Source organism: Sporichthyaceae bacterium (genome assembly GCA_036493475.1).
Lineage (GTDB): Bacteria > Actinomycetota > Actinomycetes > Sporichthyales > Sporichthyaceae > DASQPJ01.
The window spans coordinates 1-17,732 of sequence record DASXPS010000078.1; the positions used below are offsets into that span (position 1 = coordinate 1).

The 17,732-nt window shown below is 69.8% G+C and carries 22 protein-coding genes; 7 read left to right on the forward strand and 15 right to left on the reverse strand.

Annotated features, from left to right (window positions below; translation table 11 throughout):
* Positions 1 to 438: 438 nt before the first annotated feature.
* Positions 439 to 1,608, forward strand: a complete 1,170-nt coding sequence (locus VGJ14_08660) for a LuxR C-terminal-related transcriptional regulator (protein HEY2832481.1) — start codon at positions 439 to 441, stop codon at positions 1,606 to 1,608.
* A gap of 5 nt (positions 1,609 to 1,613) precedes the next feature.
* Here VGJ14_08660 and VGJ14_08665 read toward each other — a convergent pair whose 3' ends face one another.
* The 5 genes from VGJ14_08665 to VGJ14_08685 all read right to left on the reverse strand — a co-directional run bounded on the left by VGJ14_08665 (position 1,614) and on the right by VGJ14_08685 (position 6,066).
* Complete coding sequence (locus VGJ14_08665; GenBank protein HEY2832482.1) at positions 1,614 to 2,528, reverse strand: cation diffusion facilitator family transporter; 915 nt, start codon at positions 2,526 to 2,528, stop codon at positions 1,614 to 1,616.
* Positions 2,529 to 2,629: 101 nt separating this feature from the next.
* Positions 2,630 to 3,382 carry an amino acid ABC transporter ATP-binding protein gene (locus tag VGJ14_08670; protein ID HEY2832483.1) on the reverse strand — a complete coding sequence of 251 codons (753 nt, stop codon included), beginning with the start codon at positions 3,380 to 3,382 and terminating at the stop codon, positions 2,630 to 2,632.
* A 17-nt stretch (positions 3,383 to 3,399) separates the two neighbouring features.
* Complete coding sequence (locus VGJ14_08675) at positions 3,400 to 4,287, reverse strand: amino acid ABC transporter permease (protein ID HEY2832484.1); 888 nt, start codon at positions 4,285 to 4,287, stop codon at positions 3,400 to 3,402.
* Positions 4,284 to 5,240 (reverse strand): ABC transporter substrate-binding protein, encoded by a 957-nt coding sequence (locus VGJ14_08680; GenBank protein ID HEY2832485.1) that lies wholly within the window; start codon positions 5,238 to 5,240, stop codon positions 4,284 to 4,286. Before VGJ14_08680 ends, VGJ14_08675 begins: the two co-directional genes overlap by 4 nt.
* Before the next feature lie 100 nt (positions 5,241 to 5,340).
* Positions 5,341 to 6,066, reverse strand: coding sequence for an SGNH/GDSL hydrolase family protein (locus VGJ14_08685; GenBank protein ID HEY2832486.1), 726 nt, complete (start codon positions 6,064 to 6,066; stop codon positions 5,341 to 5,343).
* Positions 6,067 to 6,334: 268 nt separating this feature from the next.
* Between VGJ14_08685 and VGJ14_08690 the strand changes: the two genes are divergently transcribed.
* Positions 6,335 to 6,541, forward strand: a complete 207-nt coding sequence (locus VGJ14_08690; protein ID HEY2832487.1) for a hypothetical protein — start codon at positions 6,335 to 6,337, stop codon at positions 6,539 to 6,541.
* 15 nt (positions 6,542 to 6,556) lie between these two features.
* Here the strand turns inward: VGJ14_08690 and VGJ14_08695 are convergent, their stop codons facing one another.
* Positions 6,557 to 6,811 carry a hypothetical protein gene (locus tag VGJ14_08695; protein ID HEY2832488.1) on the reverse strand — a complete coding sequence of 85 codons (255 nt, stop codon included), beginning with the start codon at positions 6,809 to 6,811 and terminating at the stop codon, positions 6,557 to 6,559.
* A gap of 353 nt (positions 6,812 to 7,164) precedes the next feature.
* Here VGJ14_08695 and VGJ14_08700 point away from each other — a divergent pair, with 353 nt between their 5' ends.
* On the forward strand, positions 7,165 to 7,719 hold the full coding sequence (locus tag VGJ14_08700; protein HEY2832489.1) for an SRPBCC family protein: 555 nt from the start codon (positions 7,165 to 7,167) through the stop codon (positions 7,717 to 7,719).
* An 832-nt stretch (positions 7,720 to 8,551) separates the two neighbouring features.
* On the opposite strand, the gene VGJ14_08705 is transcribed toward VGJ14_08700, so the two are convergent.
* Together VGJ14_08705 and VGJ14_08710 are read right to left on the reverse strand one after the other, a co-directional pair.
* Positions 8,552 to 9,463, reverse strand: a complete 912-nt coding sequence (locus tag VGJ14_08705; GenBank protein ID HEY2832490.1) for a glycerophosphodiester phosphodiesterase family protein — start codon at positions 9,461 to 9,463, stop codon at positions 8,552 to 8,554.
* Between the two features lie 523 nt (positions 9,464 to 9,986).
* The gene (locus tag VGJ14_08710; GenBank protein HEY2832491.1) at positions 9,987 to 10,436 is read right to left on the reverse strand and encodes a hypothetical protein; all 450 of its coding nucleotides are present in this window, start codon (positions 10,434 to 10,436) and stop codon (positions 9,987 to 9,989) included.
* Between the two features lie 136 nt (positions 10,437 to 10,572).
* On the opposite strand from VGJ14_08710, the gene VGJ14_08715 reads away from it, so the two are divergent.
* Positions 10,573 to 11,301, forward strand: a complete 729-nt coding sequence (locus VGJ14_08715; GenBank protein HEY2832492.1) for a potassium channel family protein — start codon at positions 10,573 to 10,575, stop codon at positions 11,299 to 11,301.
* A gap of 183 nt (positions 11,302 to 11,484) precedes the next feature.
* Here the strand turns inward: VGJ14_08715 and VGJ14_08720 are convergent, their stop codons facing one another.
* Positions 11,485 to 11,619, reverse strand: a complete 135-nt coding sequence (locus VGJ14_08720; GenBank protein ID HEY2832493.1) for a hypothetical protein — start codon at positions 11,617 to 11,619, stop codon at positions 11,485 to 11,487.
* 69 nt (positions 11,620 to 11,688) lie between these two features.
* Between VGJ14_08720 and VGJ14_08725 the strand changes: the two genes are divergently transcribed.
* Both VGJ14_08725 and VGJ14_08730 read left to right on the forward strand, forming a co-directional pair.
* Positions 11,689 to 12,075 (forward strand): hypothetical protein, encoded by a 387-nt coding sequence (locus VGJ14_08725; GenBank protein ID HEY2832494.1) that lies wholly within the window; start codon positions 11,689 to 11,691, stop codon positions 12,073 to 12,075.
* Between the two features lie 27 nt (positions 12,076 to 12,102).
* Positions 12,103 to 12,315 (forward strand): hypothetical protein, encoded by a 213-nt coding sequence (locus VGJ14_08730; GenBank protein HEY2832495.1) that lies wholly within the window; start codon positions 12,103 to 12,105, stop codon positions 12,313 to 12,315.
* A 29-nt stretch (positions 12,316 to 12,344) separates the two neighbouring features.
* On the opposite strand, the gene VGJ14_08735 is transcribed toward VGJ14_08730, so the two are convergent.
* Together VGJ14_08735 and VGJ14_08740 are read right to left on the reverse strand one after the other, a co-directional pair.
* Positions 12,345 to 12,956 carry a hypothetical protein gene (locus tag VGJ14_08735; protein ID HEY2832496.1) on the reverse strand — a complete coding sequence of 204 codons (612 nt, stop codon included), beginning with the start codon at positions 12,954 to 12,956 and terminating at the stop codon, positions 12,345 to 12,347.
* A gap of 548 nt (positions 12,957 to 13,504) precedes the next feature.
* Positions 13,505 to 13,927, reverse strand: coding sequence for a MobC family plasmid mobilization relaxosome protein (locus VGJ14_08740; GenBank protein HEY2832497.1), 423 nt, complete (start codon positions 13,925 to 13,927; stop codon positions 13,505 to 13,507).
* A 513-nt stretch (positions 13,928 to 14,440) separates the two neighbouring features.
* Here VGJ14_08740 and VGJ14_08745 point away from each other — a divergent pair.
* Entirely contained in the window at positions 14,441 to 14,734 is a 294-nt protein-coding gene (locus tag VGJ14_08745) for a Dabb family protein (protein ID HEY2832498.1), read from the forward strand.
* A gap of 13 nt (positions 14,735 to 14,747) precedes the next feature.
* Here the strand turns inward: VGJ14_08745 and VGJ14_08750 are convergent, their stop codons facing one another.
* From VGJ14_08750 to VGJ14_08765, 4 genes are all read right to left on the reverse strand, one after another.
* Positions 14,748 to 15,008 (reverse strand): hypothetical protein, encoded by a 261-nt coding sequence (locus VGJ14_08750; GenBank protein HEY2832499.1) that lies wholly within the window; start codon positions 15,006 to 15,008, stop codon positions 14,748 to 14,750.
* Positions 15,009 to 15,014: 6 nt separating this feature from the next.
* Positions 15,015 to 15,191 (reverse strand): DUF1508 domain-containing protein, encoded by a 177-nt coding sequence (locus VGJ14_08755; protein ID HEY2832500.1) that lies wholly within the window; start codon positions 15,189 to 15,191, stop codon positions 15,015 to 15,017.
* A gap of 534 nt (positions 15,192 to 15,725) precedes the next feature.
* Positions 15,726 to 16,121, reverse strand: coding sequence for a RidA family protein (locus VGJ14_08760; protein HEY2832501.1), 396 nt, complete (start codon positions 16,119 to 16,121; stop codon positions 15,726 to 15,728).
* Between the two features lie 639 nt (positions 16,122 to 16,760).
* A complete protein-coding gene (locus VGJ14_08765; protein HEY2832502.1) occupies positions 16,761 to 17,258 on the reverse strand; it encodes a hypothetical protein in 498 nt (165 codons plus the stop codon).
* Positions 17,259 to 17,732 lie beyond the last annotated feature (474 nt).

A 17,732-nucleotide genomic window follows, 5' to 3' on the forward strand; every position in this document is an offset into this window, starting at 1 on the left:
CGGGACCGCCTTGCTCGCCTTGCTCGCGGCCTTGACCGCGGTCACCGCCTTGGCCGCCTTCACCCCAACAGCCGGCGCCGCCGGAGCCACCGCAGCAGCAGCCGCCGGAGCAGCAGCAACCGCAGCCGCACCCACAGGCGCAGCAGCAGGCTCTTGCTGCGCGGTTGAACTGGTCGAGCCGTTTCCGCACGCGGAAATGACCAGGGCCATGGAGGCACAGACAGGCACGGCAAGTGCCAATCGGCGCAATCGAAGATTGGTCACTTTTCTCCCTCGGGACATGGGTGAGGTCATACACGGGACATGGGTGACGTGATACCTGACACATTCGCGTGTCCACGTCGCGGTGCCCATCCATCGGAGGACAGAGATACATCCACCGATAGAGGGAGGAATTGGGCCCTAAGCTGAGCGCATCCTGAAAAGGAGGCGGGCCCCGTGGGGCGACTCGAGGTCGGTGGTGCCGCTGGAGCCCGTCCGCCGGCCGGCGGGCTCTCCGAAGCCGCCTCGGATGAGATTCGCGAGCTGCTGGAACGCGCCGCGCGGCTGGCCGAGGTCGAGCCGGTCCCCGACGAGCGGCCCCCGGTGGACCACGCCACCGCGCAGGCGGCGCTGTTGGTGGCCTGGGAGGCCACCCGCCGGGCGCTCACCACGGCCATCGGCGATGCGAGCCGGGCGGGCCGGGCCGAGGAACTGCTGGATCTGCTCGGCGAGGTGCGTCGGCTCTCCGACCACCTGCGCGAGGAGCAGTACCGCGAGCGGGAGGGCGCCTTCGAGCGGGTGCGTTCAGCGCTGGCTCTGCTGCGCGACGTGGAATCCACCAACGAACTGGTCGACCAGGCAGTGGTGGCGATCTGCCAGCTGGGCTTCGATCGGGCGATTGTCTCCCGAGTGGACAACGAACTGTGGGTGGCGCAGAGCGTCTACGTCGGTCGTGATGCCAAGTGGGCCGAGGAGATCCTGCAGGTCAGCCGAAGCAATCCTCAGCTGGTGCAGCCGGGGTTGGTGGAGGCCGAGGTGGTGCGAACCGGCCGCTCGGTGCTCGTCGAGGATGTGGAAACCAGGCCCAACGTGAACCGTCCGATCGCCGACGCCTCGTTGTCCCGGGCCTATGTCGCGGCACCGATCATCGTGCAGGGTGCCGTGGTCGGATTCCTGCACGCCGACTGCTACTACCAGGGCCGCGACCTGACCGAGGCTGACCGCGCCGCGCTTGCGCTGTTCGGCGAGGGCTTCGGCTACGCGCTGGCCCGCACCGCGGTACTCGACCGGCTGGAGTCGCTGCGCGCGGATTTGGGGCAGTTGCGGGCCGGGCTGAGTAGCAACGCCGTCGGCATGTGGAACGGCGACAAGTCGCGGCCGGAGACCTCGCGTCGGCTACCGCAGCCGCCGGACATCGCCGGTACCGGGCTGACCCGCCGGGAGATCGAGGTACTGCAGTGGATGGCCCGCGGTGAGACCAATGGGCGGATCGCCCGTCGGTTGAATATCACCGAGGGCACCGTGAAGACCCACGTGCAGGCGATCCTGCGCAAGCTCGGCGCGGCCAATCGGGCCGCGGCCGTGTCCATGTGGGTGCAGGTCTCCCGGTTCGGCCGGGGGACCTGAGGCGGTCAGTGCATGCCGGCCTCATGGGCGGCATGCGCGGCCATTTCCAGTTGCAACGTGGAATGTTCGACATCGAACTCGCCGGTCATCGCAGCCTGTAGAGCGTCCAGGATCTGCGGCGCGTGTCCGTCGAGGAAGCAGGAGTCGTCGATGACGACATGCGCGCTCATCGCCGGGTGATCGGACGTCAGCACCCAAGCGTGCAGGTCGTGCACGTCACGCACGTGTGGGTCAGCGGCGAGCAGCCGAGCACGGACCTGATCGAGGTGGACACCCCGGGGGGCGCCCTCGAGCAGGATCCGACCGGAGGCACCGAGCAGTTCCCAGGCCGCGCGCACCATCAGGGCGACCACGACGAGCGAGGCAATGGAGTCCGCGCGACGAAAGCCGGTGGTGATGATGATCACGGCCGCGATCGCGGTGGCGATGAACCCGGCGGCATCGGTGAGGATGTGTTGATAGGCGCCTTCAACGTTCAGGCTTGCTCGATTCCCGCCGGTCAGAACCCAGGTCGCGGCGACATTCACCACGACACCGATCAGCGCCACCACGAGCACAGCGGTGCCGCGGATCTCGGCGGGGTTGATCAACCGCCGGATCGCCTCCACCGTCACGATGCCCGCCACGGCAACCAGGGTCACCCCGTTGACCGCGGCAGAGAGAATCTCCGCCCGCTTCAGTCCGTAGCTGAACACACTTGTTGCCGGACGCGTCGCGAGGCGCATCGCCCACAGCGCCGTGGCCAGCGCGGCGGCATCGGTCAACATGTGGCCGGCGTCCGCGAGCAGCGCCAGGGAGCCCGCCGCGAAGGCCACCGTGACCTCGATCAGCATGAACCCGACAATCAGCGCGAGGGCGATGCGGAGCCGACGGGCATCCGTCGACTCCCCGCCGTGCCCGTGGCCGTGCCCCTGACTCATCGTCGGTCCTCCTGGTGCAGCGGGGCGGTGTGCTGGGCGTGCCAGAGTATGGGAAAAGTGCACGCGCGGGTTCCTCGGCGAGGTGGTCGACCGAACGGTGGTCAGAGAACCTTGGACAGGAACAGCTTGGTGCGTTCGTGCTGCGGATTGGCCAGGACCTCGCGCGGCGGGCCGCTCTCCACGACCGCGCCGTCATCCATGAACGTCAATCGGTCGCCGATCTCCCGGGCGAAGCCCATTTCGTGGGTGACCACCAGCATCGTCATGCCGTCGCGGGCGAGATCGCGCATCACGTCGAGCACGTCGCCGACCAGTTCCGGATCCAGCGCCGAGGTGGGTTCGTCGAACAGCATCACCTTGGGCCGCATGGCCAGCGCCCGGGCGATCGCCACCCGCTGTTGCTGCCCGCCGGACAGGTCCGCGGGTTTGGCCCCGGCGCGGTGCGCCAGGCCGACCCGCTCCAGCAGCGCCAGTGCCCGGCCCCGGCATTCGGCGTGCTTCTCCCCACGCACCCGGCGCGGGGCCTCCATCACGTTCTCCAGGGCGGTGAGGTGCCCGAACAGGTTGAACCGTTGGAACACCATGCCGATCTCGCGCCGCTGCGCGGCGATCTCGGATTCCTTGAGCTCGTGCAGGCGGTCCCCCGCCTCGCGGTAACCGATCAGCGCACCGTCCACCCGGATACGACCGGCGTCCACCTTCTCCAGGTGGTTGACGCAGCGCAGCAGGGTGGACTTCCCCGAGCCGGACGGGCCGATGATGCAGTGCACCTCGCCGCGGCCCACCGCCAGATCGATACCGCGCAGCACCTGGGTGCGGCCGAAGGACTTGCACACGCCCTCGACGGACACCATCGGCGCGACCGCCGCGCTCACCGCGCCATCCTCTTCTCCAAGAAGTACTGACCCGCCATCAGCACCGAGGTCATGGCCAGGTACCACAAGCAAGCGGCGATCATCATCGGGAAGACGTTGAAGGTACGTGATCCGATCGCGCGCAGCTGGAAGAACAGCTCATTGGTGACCGGCACGAACGCCACCAGCGCGGTGTCCTTGAGCATGGCGATCGTCTCGTTGCCAGTGGGCGGCACGATGACCGGAAAGGCCTGTGGCAGGACGATCCGACGCAGCGTCAGCAATCGGCCCATGCCCAGCGAGGCGGACGCCTCCGTTTGGCCCGCGTCCACCGAAAGGATGCCCGCGCGGATGATCTCGGCCATGTAGGCGGCCTCGGACAGCGCGAGCGCGAGGAAGCCCGCGAAAAACCCCGCGCCGATGGTGCGGGCGTCCACGCCGAACAAGTGGGCGTTGCGGTCGCCGAAGCCCAACGAGGACAGAATCTGGTGGTCGAACGGCAACCCGACGAAGAAGCGCGGATACAGGATGCCGAAGTTGCCGAACAGCACCGCGAGCACGATGCGCGGTACCGCGCGGAAGAACCACGTGTAAGCCCACGCCACGCCCGAGAGCACCGGGCTCGGTGACAGGCGCATCACGGCCAGGACGATGCCGCCGACCAGACCGGCGGCCATCGCGGTCACCGTCAGGTACACGCTCGTGCGTGCGCCGTCCAACACCGGACGGCGGAACATGTTGTGCACCATGAAGTTCCACTGGAACGCGTCATTGGTGACCAGCATGTGCACGAACATCGCGATGACCACGGCCATCGCGGCGCTGCCCACCCACCGCCATGGGTGGCGTACCGGCACCACCTGCGGCGCGGCCGCCGACCCGGTTACCGGGGCCGGGTCGGTCACGGGGTGGGGTTCACCTTCGAGCCGCTGATGGCGCCCGCGCCGACGCCCCAGTGCTCAAGGATCTGCCGGTACTGCCCGTTGGCCATCAACTCGTTCACCGCGTCGGAGATCGCCTTGCCCAGATCGGTGGCGGAAAGCTTCAACACGTAGCCGTACGGTGCCGTGCCGAACGCGTCACCGAGCGCAGCCAGTCGGCCGCCGGACTGTTTGATCGCGTAGGCGATCACCGGGGAATCCGCCGACATCGCGTCGTCCTTGCCGGACACCGCGGCCGCGGTGGCCTCGTCCTGGTTCTGGAACTGGTCAATGCTGATCGCACTCTTCCCCGCGTCGGTGCACTTCTTCGAACGGGCCGTCAGGTCATCGACCTCGGTGGTGGCCGTTTGCACCGCGATGTGTTTGCCGCAGGCGTCGTCCAACGAGACGCCGGCTGGATTGCCCGACCGGGTGGCCCACTGCATGCCCGCGCTGAAGTAACTGACCATGGTGGCCTTCTTCATCCGGTCCGCGTTGATGGTGAACGAGGACACCCCGACGTCGTACTTGCCGGACAGCACGCCGGGGATGATGTTGTCGAAGGGCGCGGAGATGAAGTCGGTTTTCAGGCCCAGCTCCGCGGCGACCGCCCTGAACAGGTCAATATCGAAGCCCTCGGCGGTTTTGCCGTCCTCGCCGAGGAATTCACTGGGCGCATAGCTGGTGTCGGTGCCGACGTGCAGGGTGCCGGCCTTGGCCACCGAGGCCGGCACCTCGGCGACGAGCCCGGGGTTCGGGCTGGGCAGTGCCAGCGGTCCGGTCGACGAACTGGGACTACTGCTGGGCGCGGTACTCGCGGAGGTGTTGCCGGGAGCCGCGTAGCCGGGAAAGGGGGACTTACTGCTGCCGCCGCAGCCCGCGACGCTCAGCAGTAGCAGCGCGAGGGTGGGAGCGACGACGGGACGGATGCGACGCATCGAGACCTGCCCGGTGTCGGAACGCGGTGGGTGATCATTGGCGCGGATCGTCGCAGCCAGGCGGCAAGGTAACAGTAAGAACCGCAGACCCGGCGTGTCCCTAGCCCTGGGGCAGTTCGTCGATGAGCGCCTGGGCGATCACCTGGTGCCCGGCGGCATCGGGGTGGTCGCCGTCCGGGGCGAGCAGACCGGTGGGGTCCTTGCTGCCATCGGGACCCTTGAACGCGACCAGCGTGGAGACATAGGTGGCGTGCGTCGCCGCGACTGCGGCGGCCAACGCCTGGTTCACCGCGTCGGTCGCGTCCTGCGCGGCCTGCTGTGCTGCCGGTGAGTACTCGCGACGAGCCACCGCCCCGTCCTTCATTGCCGCCCAGTAGTCCAGAACCACGATGTGCGCCTGCGGATTCAGTCGCTGCATCTGTTGGATGGCGGTGGTGACGTTGGTCTGCACCCGGGCGGCCGTCGGTGGATAGTCGTCCACTTCTGAGGCACCGTCACGGACCTCGTTGAACGGCGCGGTGAAATCGTTGGCCCCGGTCATGATCAGTACCGTGGTGGCGGCCTGCACGGCTCGGCGCACCCGACGGTGTTGGAGTTTGTCGAGGACGTCCTCGCTGAGCGATCCCGGGCGGGAGAAGTTGTGCACGGTGGGCGTCAGGCCGACGTCGTTCCCGGCCAGCGTGGCGTACTCCCCCACGAAGCCCGGGCAGCCACAGTGTGAGGCGTAGGGCACGGAATCCCCGAACGCGACCACCACCGGCGCCGGGGCGGCGGTGGTGCCGGCAAAGGCCGCACCGCCGGCGCTGAGCACGAGCGCACTACTCAACGCCGCCCGTGCGCCGAACGATCGGTGCCGCCGGGCCGTCGGCCATACGAACACGGCCCACCCCCCTGGCGATCACTATGCCCGTTGGCGCCGCGGATCAGCCGCGGGCGCGCATGGTTCACCCGTTCGGCGCAAAGGGATCCAGGTCAGGCAACTCATCCGTTCGTCGCCCGCAAACGGACCGATCGACTCATGCGCGACCCACGCCTTGCTCGCACGCTGGTGTCGGAGGGTTTCCGCCGTCGACTTCAGGAGGTCGGGCATCGGAATGAACGACCTGAGCCCGCGCAAGCAGTCCAGCCCGTTGCAGGTGTTCGTGGCGTTCCTCGCCACGTTGGCCGTCGGCGTCGTCTTGCTCGCCGCGGTGGCGCACGCGAGCTCCAAGGACAACTCCCCGCAATGTCCCGACACCTACACCGCCGTGGGTCAGATCATTGACGGGACGGCCGACGCGCAGACCACGACGAACTGCTGAGCGACGGCTGCGGCGCTACTTGGTCGCGATGCCGGCGGCGTAGGCCTGCAGCTGGGCCCGGGCGTCCCGCCCGACCAGCACCGGCAGGTAGTTCGGGATCGTCGCGTCGGCCGCGATTCGCTTGCTGGCCAGCTGCAGGGCCACCCTGATCATGTCCGCGGGCAGGTCCGGGAAGTCGCCGGCGAGCTTGGTGTTCAGCGTCGCCATTTCCTTGGCGTACCAGACCGGGTCGATGGCGGGATTGTGCGCCACCGCTGCTGCTGGACTCATCTTCCACCTTTCGCCGGGTGACCGTGCTTGCTTAAGTTTCCGTGACACTACGGTAGACGAGGGTCCGTTTTTTGTCACAGGTTCCCGCCGGTCAGCAGGCGATCAGGCTGGGGAACACCTGCCCGATCTCGCCGGGAAGCGTACAAGCGCCCTCGCTCCCGGCACGAGCAAGGACACCGGGCCAAAGGCCGGCCGCCGAACCGCGCGGTGTCGTGCCCGTGCGAGTCGATTGACCGGCCGGGTGAGCATCGACCGCCACCCCGCGGGGCATGCTGTGAGCCGTGGAGGCGGAACCGAGGCGCGAGGATGGCATGAGACCTCACCCTGCGCGGAACCGGGGACGGGAGATTTCGGTGCCCACCGGCATGCCGACCGTCACCATCGAGGTCACCCAAAAGGTCGCTGCCCCGATCGACGCCGTGTGGCCCGTGCTCGCCGACGCCCGACGGGTCGCGCCCTGCCTACCCGGCGCGGAACTGACCGAGGAACTCGGCGAGGACCGTTATGCCGGGCGCGCGCGATTTGCAGTGGGCCCGGTGGGGTTGTCGTTCAGCGGCCGCGCACAGGTCACCGAACGCGATGCCAACGCCCACCGGATCACGCTGCTCGCTGCCAGTTCGGACGCCGGCGGTAGCACGTCGGTGCGGCTGACGGTGTCGGCCACCGCCGAAGCGGGCACAACCATCCTGCTCGCAGTCGCCGAGGTGTACCTGCGCGGGCCGATCGCGCAATTCGGGCGAGCACTGGGCGAGGAGGTCAGTCGCGGCCTGTTCGAACAGTTCGCCCTGGCGGTGGAACAAACCGCGCTCACCGGCAACGCACCCGCCGCTACGCGAGGACCCAACCCCATCGCAATCGTGTTCGGCGCCTGGCGCACGCGCCTGCGCGCGACCTGGCGCCGTGACTGACCGAATGTTGCGGCCGAGCGACCTTGACGGCGAGGACCGGCACGGGGTTGACCAGGACACCACCCCAAGTTCGCGGGTTCGATCCCAGTGCCCGTGCGCATTCGATTGACCGGCCGGCCTTTACCCACCTTGCCCGCGCCGGGACCCGAAGCGAGGGCGCCCGGGTCGGGCTATTGCGGGCAGGCCAGGAACGACCTGCCCGACCGCGCCGGGAAGCGTACGGACGCCCTCGCTCCCGGCACGAGCAAGGCCACCGGACCAAAGACCGACCGCCGAGCGCAGCGTCGTGGGGTTCGTCCCGGTCGTGCTCCGGGTTGGCCCCGGGGTGGTGTCCGGATGCCGGGCAGGCGCCCGCGCTTGCCCGCAATGCCTGCCCGCGCCGGGCCGGAGAGGCTCGCCGTCCACGGGAGCCTCGGCTCAGGACTCGGTCAAGCGCAGCGGTTGGCCGAGTTTTGCGGCCGCGGCGACCTTGACGGCGAGGACCGGCACGGCCAGGCCGGACACGCCCCGCGTCCAGAAGACCCTGGCCTCCCCCGAGGCCCGGTCGCCTATGCCGACATCGCCAACTTCGCAACCGGCAGCGTGACCGTCCTCATCTCGGCGACCTGATCGCCCGTTCCACGAGCCCCACCCACGCCGGAGACCAACCCGGCAACGAACTGACGTGACGTCAGATCCACGCTGCTCCGAACGCGTTCTACTTGCTCGCGGCTCCACGGTCGTGTTGGGGCCGCTGACCGCGGTCGCGGACCTGAACTGATGCGGCATCCGGTCCCCGGCCCGATAGCGAACAGCTGACAGCGCCCCTCGCCCGCGGCTGCGGCGACCGGCGCTAGAAGGCGCCGCCGCCGCCTCCGCCGCTGCCCCTGTGGTCACTGTCCCCGCCCCCGCCGCCCCCTGCGCCGCCATTCGATGGCCGAAGCCCCGATGCGCGGGGACCGGCACTCCGGGTGAGGCGGATCGCTGCGTCGACATCATTGGCCAGCATTCCGGTGGTGCCGAGATCCGCCAGATCGGCCAACGTGAAGGGGTGGTCCTCCACCGGGAGAACCTTCTGTCCCCGGCGTTCTGCTCGTTCCACGTCCCCCCGGCCCGGCGGGACGTCGTAGGGAATCAATACCGGGTAATCGGTGGACCACCCCGACTCGTCGTTGAAGACGTATCCCAGGCGCTTGGCACCGGCCGCGCGCATCGTGGAGAGGATGGCCTCGGTGCTGCCGATCAGTGTTGTCCGGTCGCCGGCCAACCCGTAGCTGTCCAACCGGCGCAGCACGAATCGTATTTGGTCGGCGTCGTCGATTTTGACGTGGACGAACAACCTGATCGACGCCGAGTGCCGGCCGATATAGGACAGGGTGTGGTCGAGGCTCGGGATCCGTGCCCCGGCGAACCGTCGGGCAAACCTCACACCGGCGTCGCACTGCTCGAGTTGATCGAAGGTGTAATCGGCAACGTTGCCGGTGCAGTTCGTCGTGCGATCCAGCGTCGCGTCATGGATGACGACCGGGACACCGTCGCGGGAGAACCGCACGGCGAACTCGATCCCGTAGGCGTGCACGTCGATGTCGTGACCGAAGGCGGCCAACGTCGACTCCGGCGCCCGGGCGGTTCCCCCGTTGTGGGCCACGATCTCCGCCACGCCGGCCGCTCGAGCCGGGGCCGTGCCCGAGGTCGCCGCGACAAGGCCCGTGGCCACACTCAGCGCCCACGCTGCACGGATGTATCCCCGCCAGTTCCTCGCCATCCGCCGCCTCCTCACGTCGTTCTATTGGACTCGACCCCGGGTAATCCCGGGGCAAGGCAGGCTTTCACGGCGCCTTGCGCCCGGGGCGACCTTTGACGGTGAGGACCCGCGCGGCCAGGGCGGACACCACCCCTCGTGCGCGGCTACCGGAACGAACTCGGACTCATCCCGACAACGGGCCGGCCTTTACCCACCTTGCCCGCGCCGGGACCCGGAGCGAGAGCACCCGGGTCGGGCTATTGCGGGCAGGCCAGGAACGACCGGCCCGACCTCGCCGGGAAGCGTACGGGCGCCCTCGCTCCCGGCACGAGCAAGGAAACCGGCCAAAGGCCGGCCGCCAAGGACCATCACGCGAGCTGCCGGCATGACGGGACGACCACCGCGACACTGCGCCGCAATTCGTTGTCGATCATCGACACGAGGGAGGAGAATGTTGACGGCCGCGACCCGGACCAGAGATGACGATCCGTCAGAGCATAATCTTCACGGGCGTTCGCAGGTGCCGGGCGAAATGCTGCGGGACTCAACTCCCGGTCCAGATCCGGGCTGTGCCCGCGGTCGCGTAAAGCTGCCCGTACTCGACGCGCCTGTGCAGCCGTCGATGGGTGTAGGGCAGCTGGACGGCGAAGGCGGCGCCCTCGGCGTGTTCCAGGGCCACGTCGATGGCGTCGGTGTTCAGTTCGGAGCACCGAACGTCGCAGACGACCGCCGCGGCACGCAGCCCCGCGCGGCGCTCCGCCAGCTGCGCCACACAGGCGTCGATCACCTCCACCGAACCCGGCCGATCCGCAACCGCCCCCGGCACGGCGTCGATCATCTCCACCTCACCGGCGATGGTCATGGCCACGGCGAACGGACAGAACTCGCTGTGCTGATTGAGCAGGCGCTGCGCGACATCAAGCCCCACGTTGACCAAAGCGTCCAGGTCATCCCCGGCCCGCGGCGACGCCCCGTCGCGCCACGCCGCAATCATGCGCGCCAGCATCGCACTCGCCGGCGCGAGCGGTGAGACCACCGGCGGAGGGACCCACCACAGCCACGCGAGCTTCGGGGCCGCCCAGCGGCGTGCCGCACTGCCGGCGCAACCCGCGCGGCCTACCGTCGCGATTGTGCGCGACGACGCGAGGCGGGTGCGGTGGGAAACCCGGATCGAGACCCCACTGGTCGTGCTCGCTGTGGTCTTCCTCGGTGCCTACGCCTGGCCGATTCTCGATCCCGACCTGCCCGACGGGGCGCGGGAGCTGTGCCGAGCCACGAGCATCGCGGTGTGGGTGGCCTTCGCGGTGGACCTCCTGGTCCGCCTGGCGCTCGCCGCGCATCGGCGCACCTTCCTGCGCGGCGCGTGGCTGGACGTGATCACCCTGGCGCTGCCCATGCTGCGGCCGCTGCGCGTACTGCGCGCCGTGGTGGCCCTGAACATGCTCGCCCGACGGGGCCGGACCTTCGCGCGGGGCCGTGCCGTCGCAGCCGTCGGCGCGGCGGTGTCCGTGATCGGGTTCGTTGGGGCGCTGGCGATGCTGGATGCGGAGCGGACCAACCCCGCCGCCAACATCCGATCCTTCGGTGACGCCACCTGGTGGGCAGCGACAACGGTCACCACCGTCGGCTATGGCGATCGCTACCCCACCACGACCCAGGGCCGCTACGTCGCCGCCGCGCTCATGATCACCGGCATCGCCCTGCTCGGCGTGGTGACCGCAGCCCTCGCGTCATGGTTCGTGGAGAAAATGTCCGAGGTACAGGACGCCGAGCAGCGAACCGGCCACGAGGTAGCCGAACTGGCCGCGGAGGTCCGCGCGCTCAGGGAACAGATCGCGCGCAGCGGCCCGCACCCCTGAGCCCAAGCAGCGGTTTCGGCTTCTCCAGCAGTTGCAACGGATCACCGAACCGACGAATGCTGCGCGTTCGGTGGGTGCCGGGGTGGTGTCCGGATGCCGGGCAGGCGCCCGCGCCTGCCCGCAATGCCTGCCCGCCGTGCCGGAGAGGCTCGCCGTCCACGGGAGGCGCGGCTCGAGATTCGGTCAAGCGCGCAAGGGTTGACCGAATGTTGCGGCCGCGGCGACCTTGACGGCGAGGACCGGCGCGGCCAGGCCGGACACCGCCACGAATCGCGAACCGGTTTCCGGACGATCGGTGCCCAGGTGCTTCTCGAACAACCGGCCGGCCTGTCGACCCCTCAGCGGCGCCGCGATTGGGCGACGGGCCCGGAGTAGCGTCGTGCTGACATGACCAGGCGCGAGGGTCGGGACGCGAACCCACGTCGGGTGTGGTTTCCTGCCCGGCGGTCAGTGGTGCGCGCAATCTTGGCTGGGCTGATCGTCGTCGGGGGCGTGTTCCAAATCGGGCTGATCTTCGACACCAAGTACCAAATGTTCGACCGTAAGCCACCCCGCGCCTACCGGGTCGGGGAATGCCTCCGCTTCAACTCACTCACCCACGACCGCGGGATGAGCCGAGTGGGGTGCACCGACCGTCGCGCCTTCTACCAGATCGCGGTCATCCGCGATCTGAGCTCCGCGTACGGATGCCCGCGAGGCCAGTACGCCCCCCTGAAGTACGTGAGGTTCCAACAGTTGATGTGCACGATGCTGGTCGTCCCGGTCGGCAAGTGAATCACCTACCCCGGCCCAAGAGGCCCGGTGGCCTGCACCCCGCAGCCCTTCTGGTCGCGCGTCACGGCGGTGATCCAACGCGACGACGATCCCGAACACTGCCCCGACCATGACGTCGTGCTGGGCGTCACCTCGTACGCCTACTCGCAGCCGTTGATGGAGGTGTGCCTGGAACCGGCTCCGTCGGGCGCGATGACGACCGCGCCGTCAAGCACCGCGACAGCCACCGCTGCCCGATAGCGGCGCCGACCACGCAACGCTGCCCGGAGTCAGCGCCCGCGGTCATCGCGACCCCGGCGCGCCCGCGTGATCCCGGGCACCGACTCCGTTCCCGGGCCGGGCCCGTGGCTCCGGCTCGGCGCGGACTCCAGGCGGGCGGCTTGCGCGGTGCGGTGTACCGGCAGCAGGGCCCGGGCGTGCAGTCGGTCGGCTTCCGCCGGTCGGCCGGTTGCTCGCTGCTGGGCGTGAAGGGCGATGACGGCGCGGAGCAGCTGGTCGGTGATGAGCCGCGTCGCGGCGGTCCGCTGCCCACTGGATGTCTGCATCAGCACGAGCACCGCAGGACCCAGCACAGGCCGCGGTCGCGTCCCGGCCTGCTCTGGCATGCGACGGTAGGCGGCATGGCAGGCGACCTCCCGTGCCGCGCGCTGCAGGTCCGGATCCTGCCGGTCGCGCGCGAGCGCGGCCAGCGCACCCGCGAGGTCTCGCGCGGCCTGCGCCCGGCCCGTGGCGTCGGACGGATCGAGACCGGTGATCCGGTCGTTGAACGCCGCGATCCGCTCGGCGGCGACCCGGCCGGCGTCGGGGTGCATGTGCCGGGTCTCCCGGCCTTCTCGCTCGGCGTTTGCCGCGCCGGTGCGGGTGGCGTGCCACTCCGCCAACGCGGCGGCGGTGTCCTCTGCGGTGGGTGCCGGCCAGGTCTCGCGGAGTCGCCTCGCGCACCAATGAAGCGACCAGGTGCACGTGGTCGTTACCGCCGACCGACGGGCCGTGGTGCACCGCGACCCACCGACACCGCGGCCCGTCGTTGCCGTCGGTGAGGCCCATCGCGGTGGCGAACTGCGTCGCGATCCGCGCCCACCGCTCGTCGCCCAGCGGTCCCTCGCCGGGTGGCAGGGACAGCGAGCAGTGCCAGACGTCGGCCCGCTTCCAGCCGAGATCCACCCGCTCACCGGTCTCGGGGTCGACGGTCGTCGCGCGGCTGCGCACCTGCACCCCGTGTTCGCGGCGCGGGGTGTCCAACCACCCGGCCAGCACCACCGCATCAGCGCGGGACAGCTCGTCGTGGCCGTGTACCGTCACCGCCAATCCGGACCCGGCGACCAGGTGCGGGCGGACATGCTCCTCGCGGCGACCCCGGCCCACCAGGTAGCGCAGCAACCCCGCCGGGTCGCCGCCGCGGGTGATATTCGGGATCACCCCGACGCCCTCAGCCCGACCGTGGCGGGGGGAAGCGGCGGCTGCTCAACGCCATTTCACCGACCACCGCATCAAGCCGCTCACATACCCGAACCACGGCCGTCAACGCCGGTTGCGCCCCCGGCTGCACCTCGCCGGTCGCGTTCGTCGCGCGGGCGATCTGATTGATGTTCACCCCCACCCGACCCAGCGCACGGGACACCATCAACAACTCATCGACAAGTCCCGCTCGGGTGCGGGCGGCCTCCGCGCCACCGGCCAACACCGACTCCACCAACAGCCGCGCCACGGTGATCCCGCGGGCCGCGGCCAGGCGTTGCAACTCGACCTCTTGGGTCTCGGTGACCTTCACCCGGTGCGCGTGCGGGCGCACGCGACCCGCGACCCGCAGCTGTCGCCGGCCTTCTCCGACCCCGGCCACATCCCCACTCATCGCAGCCCTCCCCAGAGCCCAGCGCAGCGCACCCGCGCAGCGGGAACGCACCACCGACACCCGACACGTCGGCCCCGCCGACACCCACACGGCCCGCCCCCTGGGCCGGGCCGCGGGAACCGCCGCTGCGAAAGGGCACCTTTCGCACCAGCTTGCTCCCGCTGTTCTGACGGTCCCTTCGACAACGCAGCACGCGGTTCGGTCGGTCGCACCGCTCGGCGCAGACCCCCGTTGACCCTGGTCCCCCTGCGTCCCGAACCACGGGGAGGCGCCGGCCCCGGGCCTCTGACGGAACGGCTTACGACGAGGTCTGCGGCTCACGCTGCGGCCGGTAGCCGCGCTCAACGCCGCAGACCGGTCAGTGGCAGAAGATCACCTTTCCCAGCACGGCAGCGCTTTAGACTGTCCCCTGCCCGAAGAACGCCGCGGCGCGGAGGTCGGGATGCCCGCGCCCAACTGTCCTACGCGCGTCTCGCGGATTCCTGACGGTCGCGACGAAACGGGGTGCAGCGCATGATCCGCAACGTCGTGCTGGGCCGGCTGCGAGACCCGAACGATCCGGCCGCGAGCGCGCAGCTCGACGAGGGCCTGGCCGGCATCGCCGCACTCGACCTGCCGGGACAGATATCGATGCAGGTGGGCCGCGATGCGCAGCTGCGCGACGGCGCCTGGACCTTCGCGATCGTCAACGATTGGTCCGACGCGGACAGCTATCGGGCCTATGACACCGACGAAGACCACAACCGCTACCGTGCGCTGATCGTCGAGGTGTGCGAGGTCGCTCGCGTCCAACTCGCCACCGACTGACCGGCCGGCTCGCTCAAACACCGGGCAGCTGGGTCATGCCCACCGACAGATACACGTACCCCGCGAAGCCCGCCACCTCCTCCGCATGACAGGACAACTGCCCCTGCGCATCCGGCGCGATCCCCACAATCCGCCGCTCACCGTCACCGCCGTCGAGCAACGCCCACACCGCCACCGCGCGGTGCAGGGTGTGGCTACCGTCCCGGTAACTGGCATGCCACCCCGGCGCCGCCGGACACAACTGCGCGATCGCGCACTCGGCCAACCCGTCCACGTCAGCTCACGCATCCACGACCGTGGCCTCTGCCGCCGCCCGACGCACCGCCTCGCAACCCTCCTTCGCCCCCCAGTGGGACTCATACGCCTCGCCCTGGGCCACCACCTCACCGTTGGCGGCCTTGAGCCGGAACCGGTATTTGCCGGCCTTGTCGGTGAACACCTCGAACTTCGCTGCCATCTCCGACCTCCTGCACTCGTCGCTTCCCCTGAGCGTGCCCGGACAGCGCGCAGCTACTCCCGCGACCGGCCGCCGCGATGCCCACCGACAGCAGGCAACATCGGGCGACCCTGCGGGCCGCGCGCCCCACCGCGGCCACACCGCCCACCACCCAACGGCATCGGTGCGACAGCCAACGGCGCTTTCGGTCCCAGCGGCGCGACGGGTGGCGACCTGCCCAATGACCCGGCTCTCACCGTCAAGGGCACCGGGGCCACACGGCCCGGCGAAAGCCTCTCCCCCGCTGCGCTCCGCCGAGCGGCCCCACCGCCCCAACACCGTGGCAGCCGCACCGGGCCCGGGCACGGCCGGCATGCCCGGGTCGGCCCGCGAGTCAGACACTTCCGGTGGCGCGCCGGAGGGGCGACCCCCCAGCGGGCAGCCGTGTGGGACGCTCGCCAACCCCGGGCGGCGCGATCGTCCTGTTCGCCTTCACCACGCCCGGGCGCCGGTCGGCCGGGCGAGCATCCGACACCGCGCCGGCAGGCCCTGCCGCTACGCGACCGCAGTCGCCTCCAGCTCGACCATGATCTCCGGCTCGAACAGGGCGGCGACGCCCAGCAGCGTGCAGACCGGCTTGCAGCCGTCACCGGCAAAGATGGGAACCAGCTCCCCGGCCTGCGCCATGAACCCGGGCACGTCCGTGGTGTAGATGTTCAGCCGCACGATGTTCACCGGCGTCATGTCCGCGGCCGACAGTGCGTCCTTGAGGTTCGACCAAGCTGTGCCGAACTGAGCAACCAGATCTTTGGGGTGCAAGGGCGCCCCGTCCGGATCGTTCGACGTCTGACCGGACAGGTACAGCACCCGCGCCGCACCGGTCACCTCGATGCCGTGGTTGATACCAAACCCCTGCAGCCAGTCCGTCGGGTTGATCTCGCGTCGTTGCATCGGTTCTCCCTGAAGAGTTGGGCCGGCCCCGGCCGAAAGCCGGCGGATCGCCGGCCACAACCACGCGCAGCCACCTCCGGTCGACCGCGAGCGGTGCGCCGGCGCCCGGCGCCCGCAGCACCCACCACAGCGACCGTGAACAACGGCCTCACCGTACGCCCGTGCCCGAGGGCAAGGCGCGGGGCGGCACTCATCCCCAACGGCGCCGGGCCACAGGCGCGGCCAAACCCCGCTGGATGGCCGCGATGCACGAACCCAACAGCGAACAGTGGGCGGCCCTGCCGGCCGCGCCGCCCCACCGCGGCTACGCCGCCCGCCGGTGGCGACCTGCCCCATGCCCCGGCTCTCACCGTCAAGGGTGCCGGGGCCACATCCCCCACCCAACGGCATCGGTGCGACAGCCGACGGCGCTTTCCGTCTTGGCGGCGCGGCGGGTGGCGACCTGCCTAGCGTCCCGGCTCTCACCGTCAAGGGCGCCGGGGCCACACGGGCGAGCGAAAGCCTCTCCCCCGCTGCGTCCTTCGCGGCCTGCCGGCTCCGCCCCAACCGGCACCGAGCCCGGCCGTTCGCGACCGAGCTCGCCCGTGAACGGAGACGCCGACGAGGGCCAGGAAGGACCTTCGGGACCCCGGGGTGGGGTCATTTTTCCATCTCGGCCTCGGCGATCTGCAGGACGAGGTCAACCTTGTCCTCGGTGTCGAACTGAACCGACAGGAGCTGACCACTCGGCTTCAGCCATTCGTGTGTGCCCCTGAGGCGGTCCACGAACTCGGTCCCGACGAAGTACGCCGTCGACGAATTGTTCTCCAACACGCGCCGCCCGTTGGGAAGGGCATAGGCGATGTAGGTGCGCACGCTCGTCGGCTTTTGCTTCTTCGACAGCACTGGGACACACCCCAATGCGAGCAGGCCCTCATGTAGCCGCATGAACCGTGCGCCGTAGGCGCGCGAGTTCGACCGGAACCGCTCAACCTCGGCAGCGAGCTCCTCCTCATCCGGGCTCGTAGCCGCCGGAGACGCGGCCTGGTCGGCATGAGCGTCGGCGGATTTGGCGGCGAAGTAGTGCTCCTCGTAAGCCCTGACCCATTCAGCGACCTGGACGGGATCGTCGTCGAGCGTCACCTGCAACGTGAACACGGGGCCTCCGGACCTGCTCGCCAAAGATCAGAATGTCTAGAAGTTACTCCAAACTCTTAGTGACTTCTAGATATTCGCCCAATTCGAAATGGCAGCTGACGCCGCTCGCGACCCCGCTCGGTCGACAGCCGTACACCCGACAGCGCACCGTGACCATGCCGATCGCTTCGGCGATCGCGTCCGGCCCGGCCCCCGCTCTCACCCTGCGACGGGTTCAACCGGCGTCACCCGCGATCTGCCCGCGACCTTGACCGTTGCTTTGCGGGTGGCGTCCTGCCGGGGATCCCGGCTCTCACCGTCAAGGGCACCGGGCCCACACGGCCCACCCCAACGGCACCAGTGCGACAGTCAACGGCGCTTTCCGTCTCAGCGGCGCGGCGGGTGGCGACCTGCCTGAGGCCCCGGCTCTCACCGTCAAGGGCGCGGGCCCCACGGCCCGGCGAAACCCTCTCCCCCGCTGCGCTCCGCCGAGGC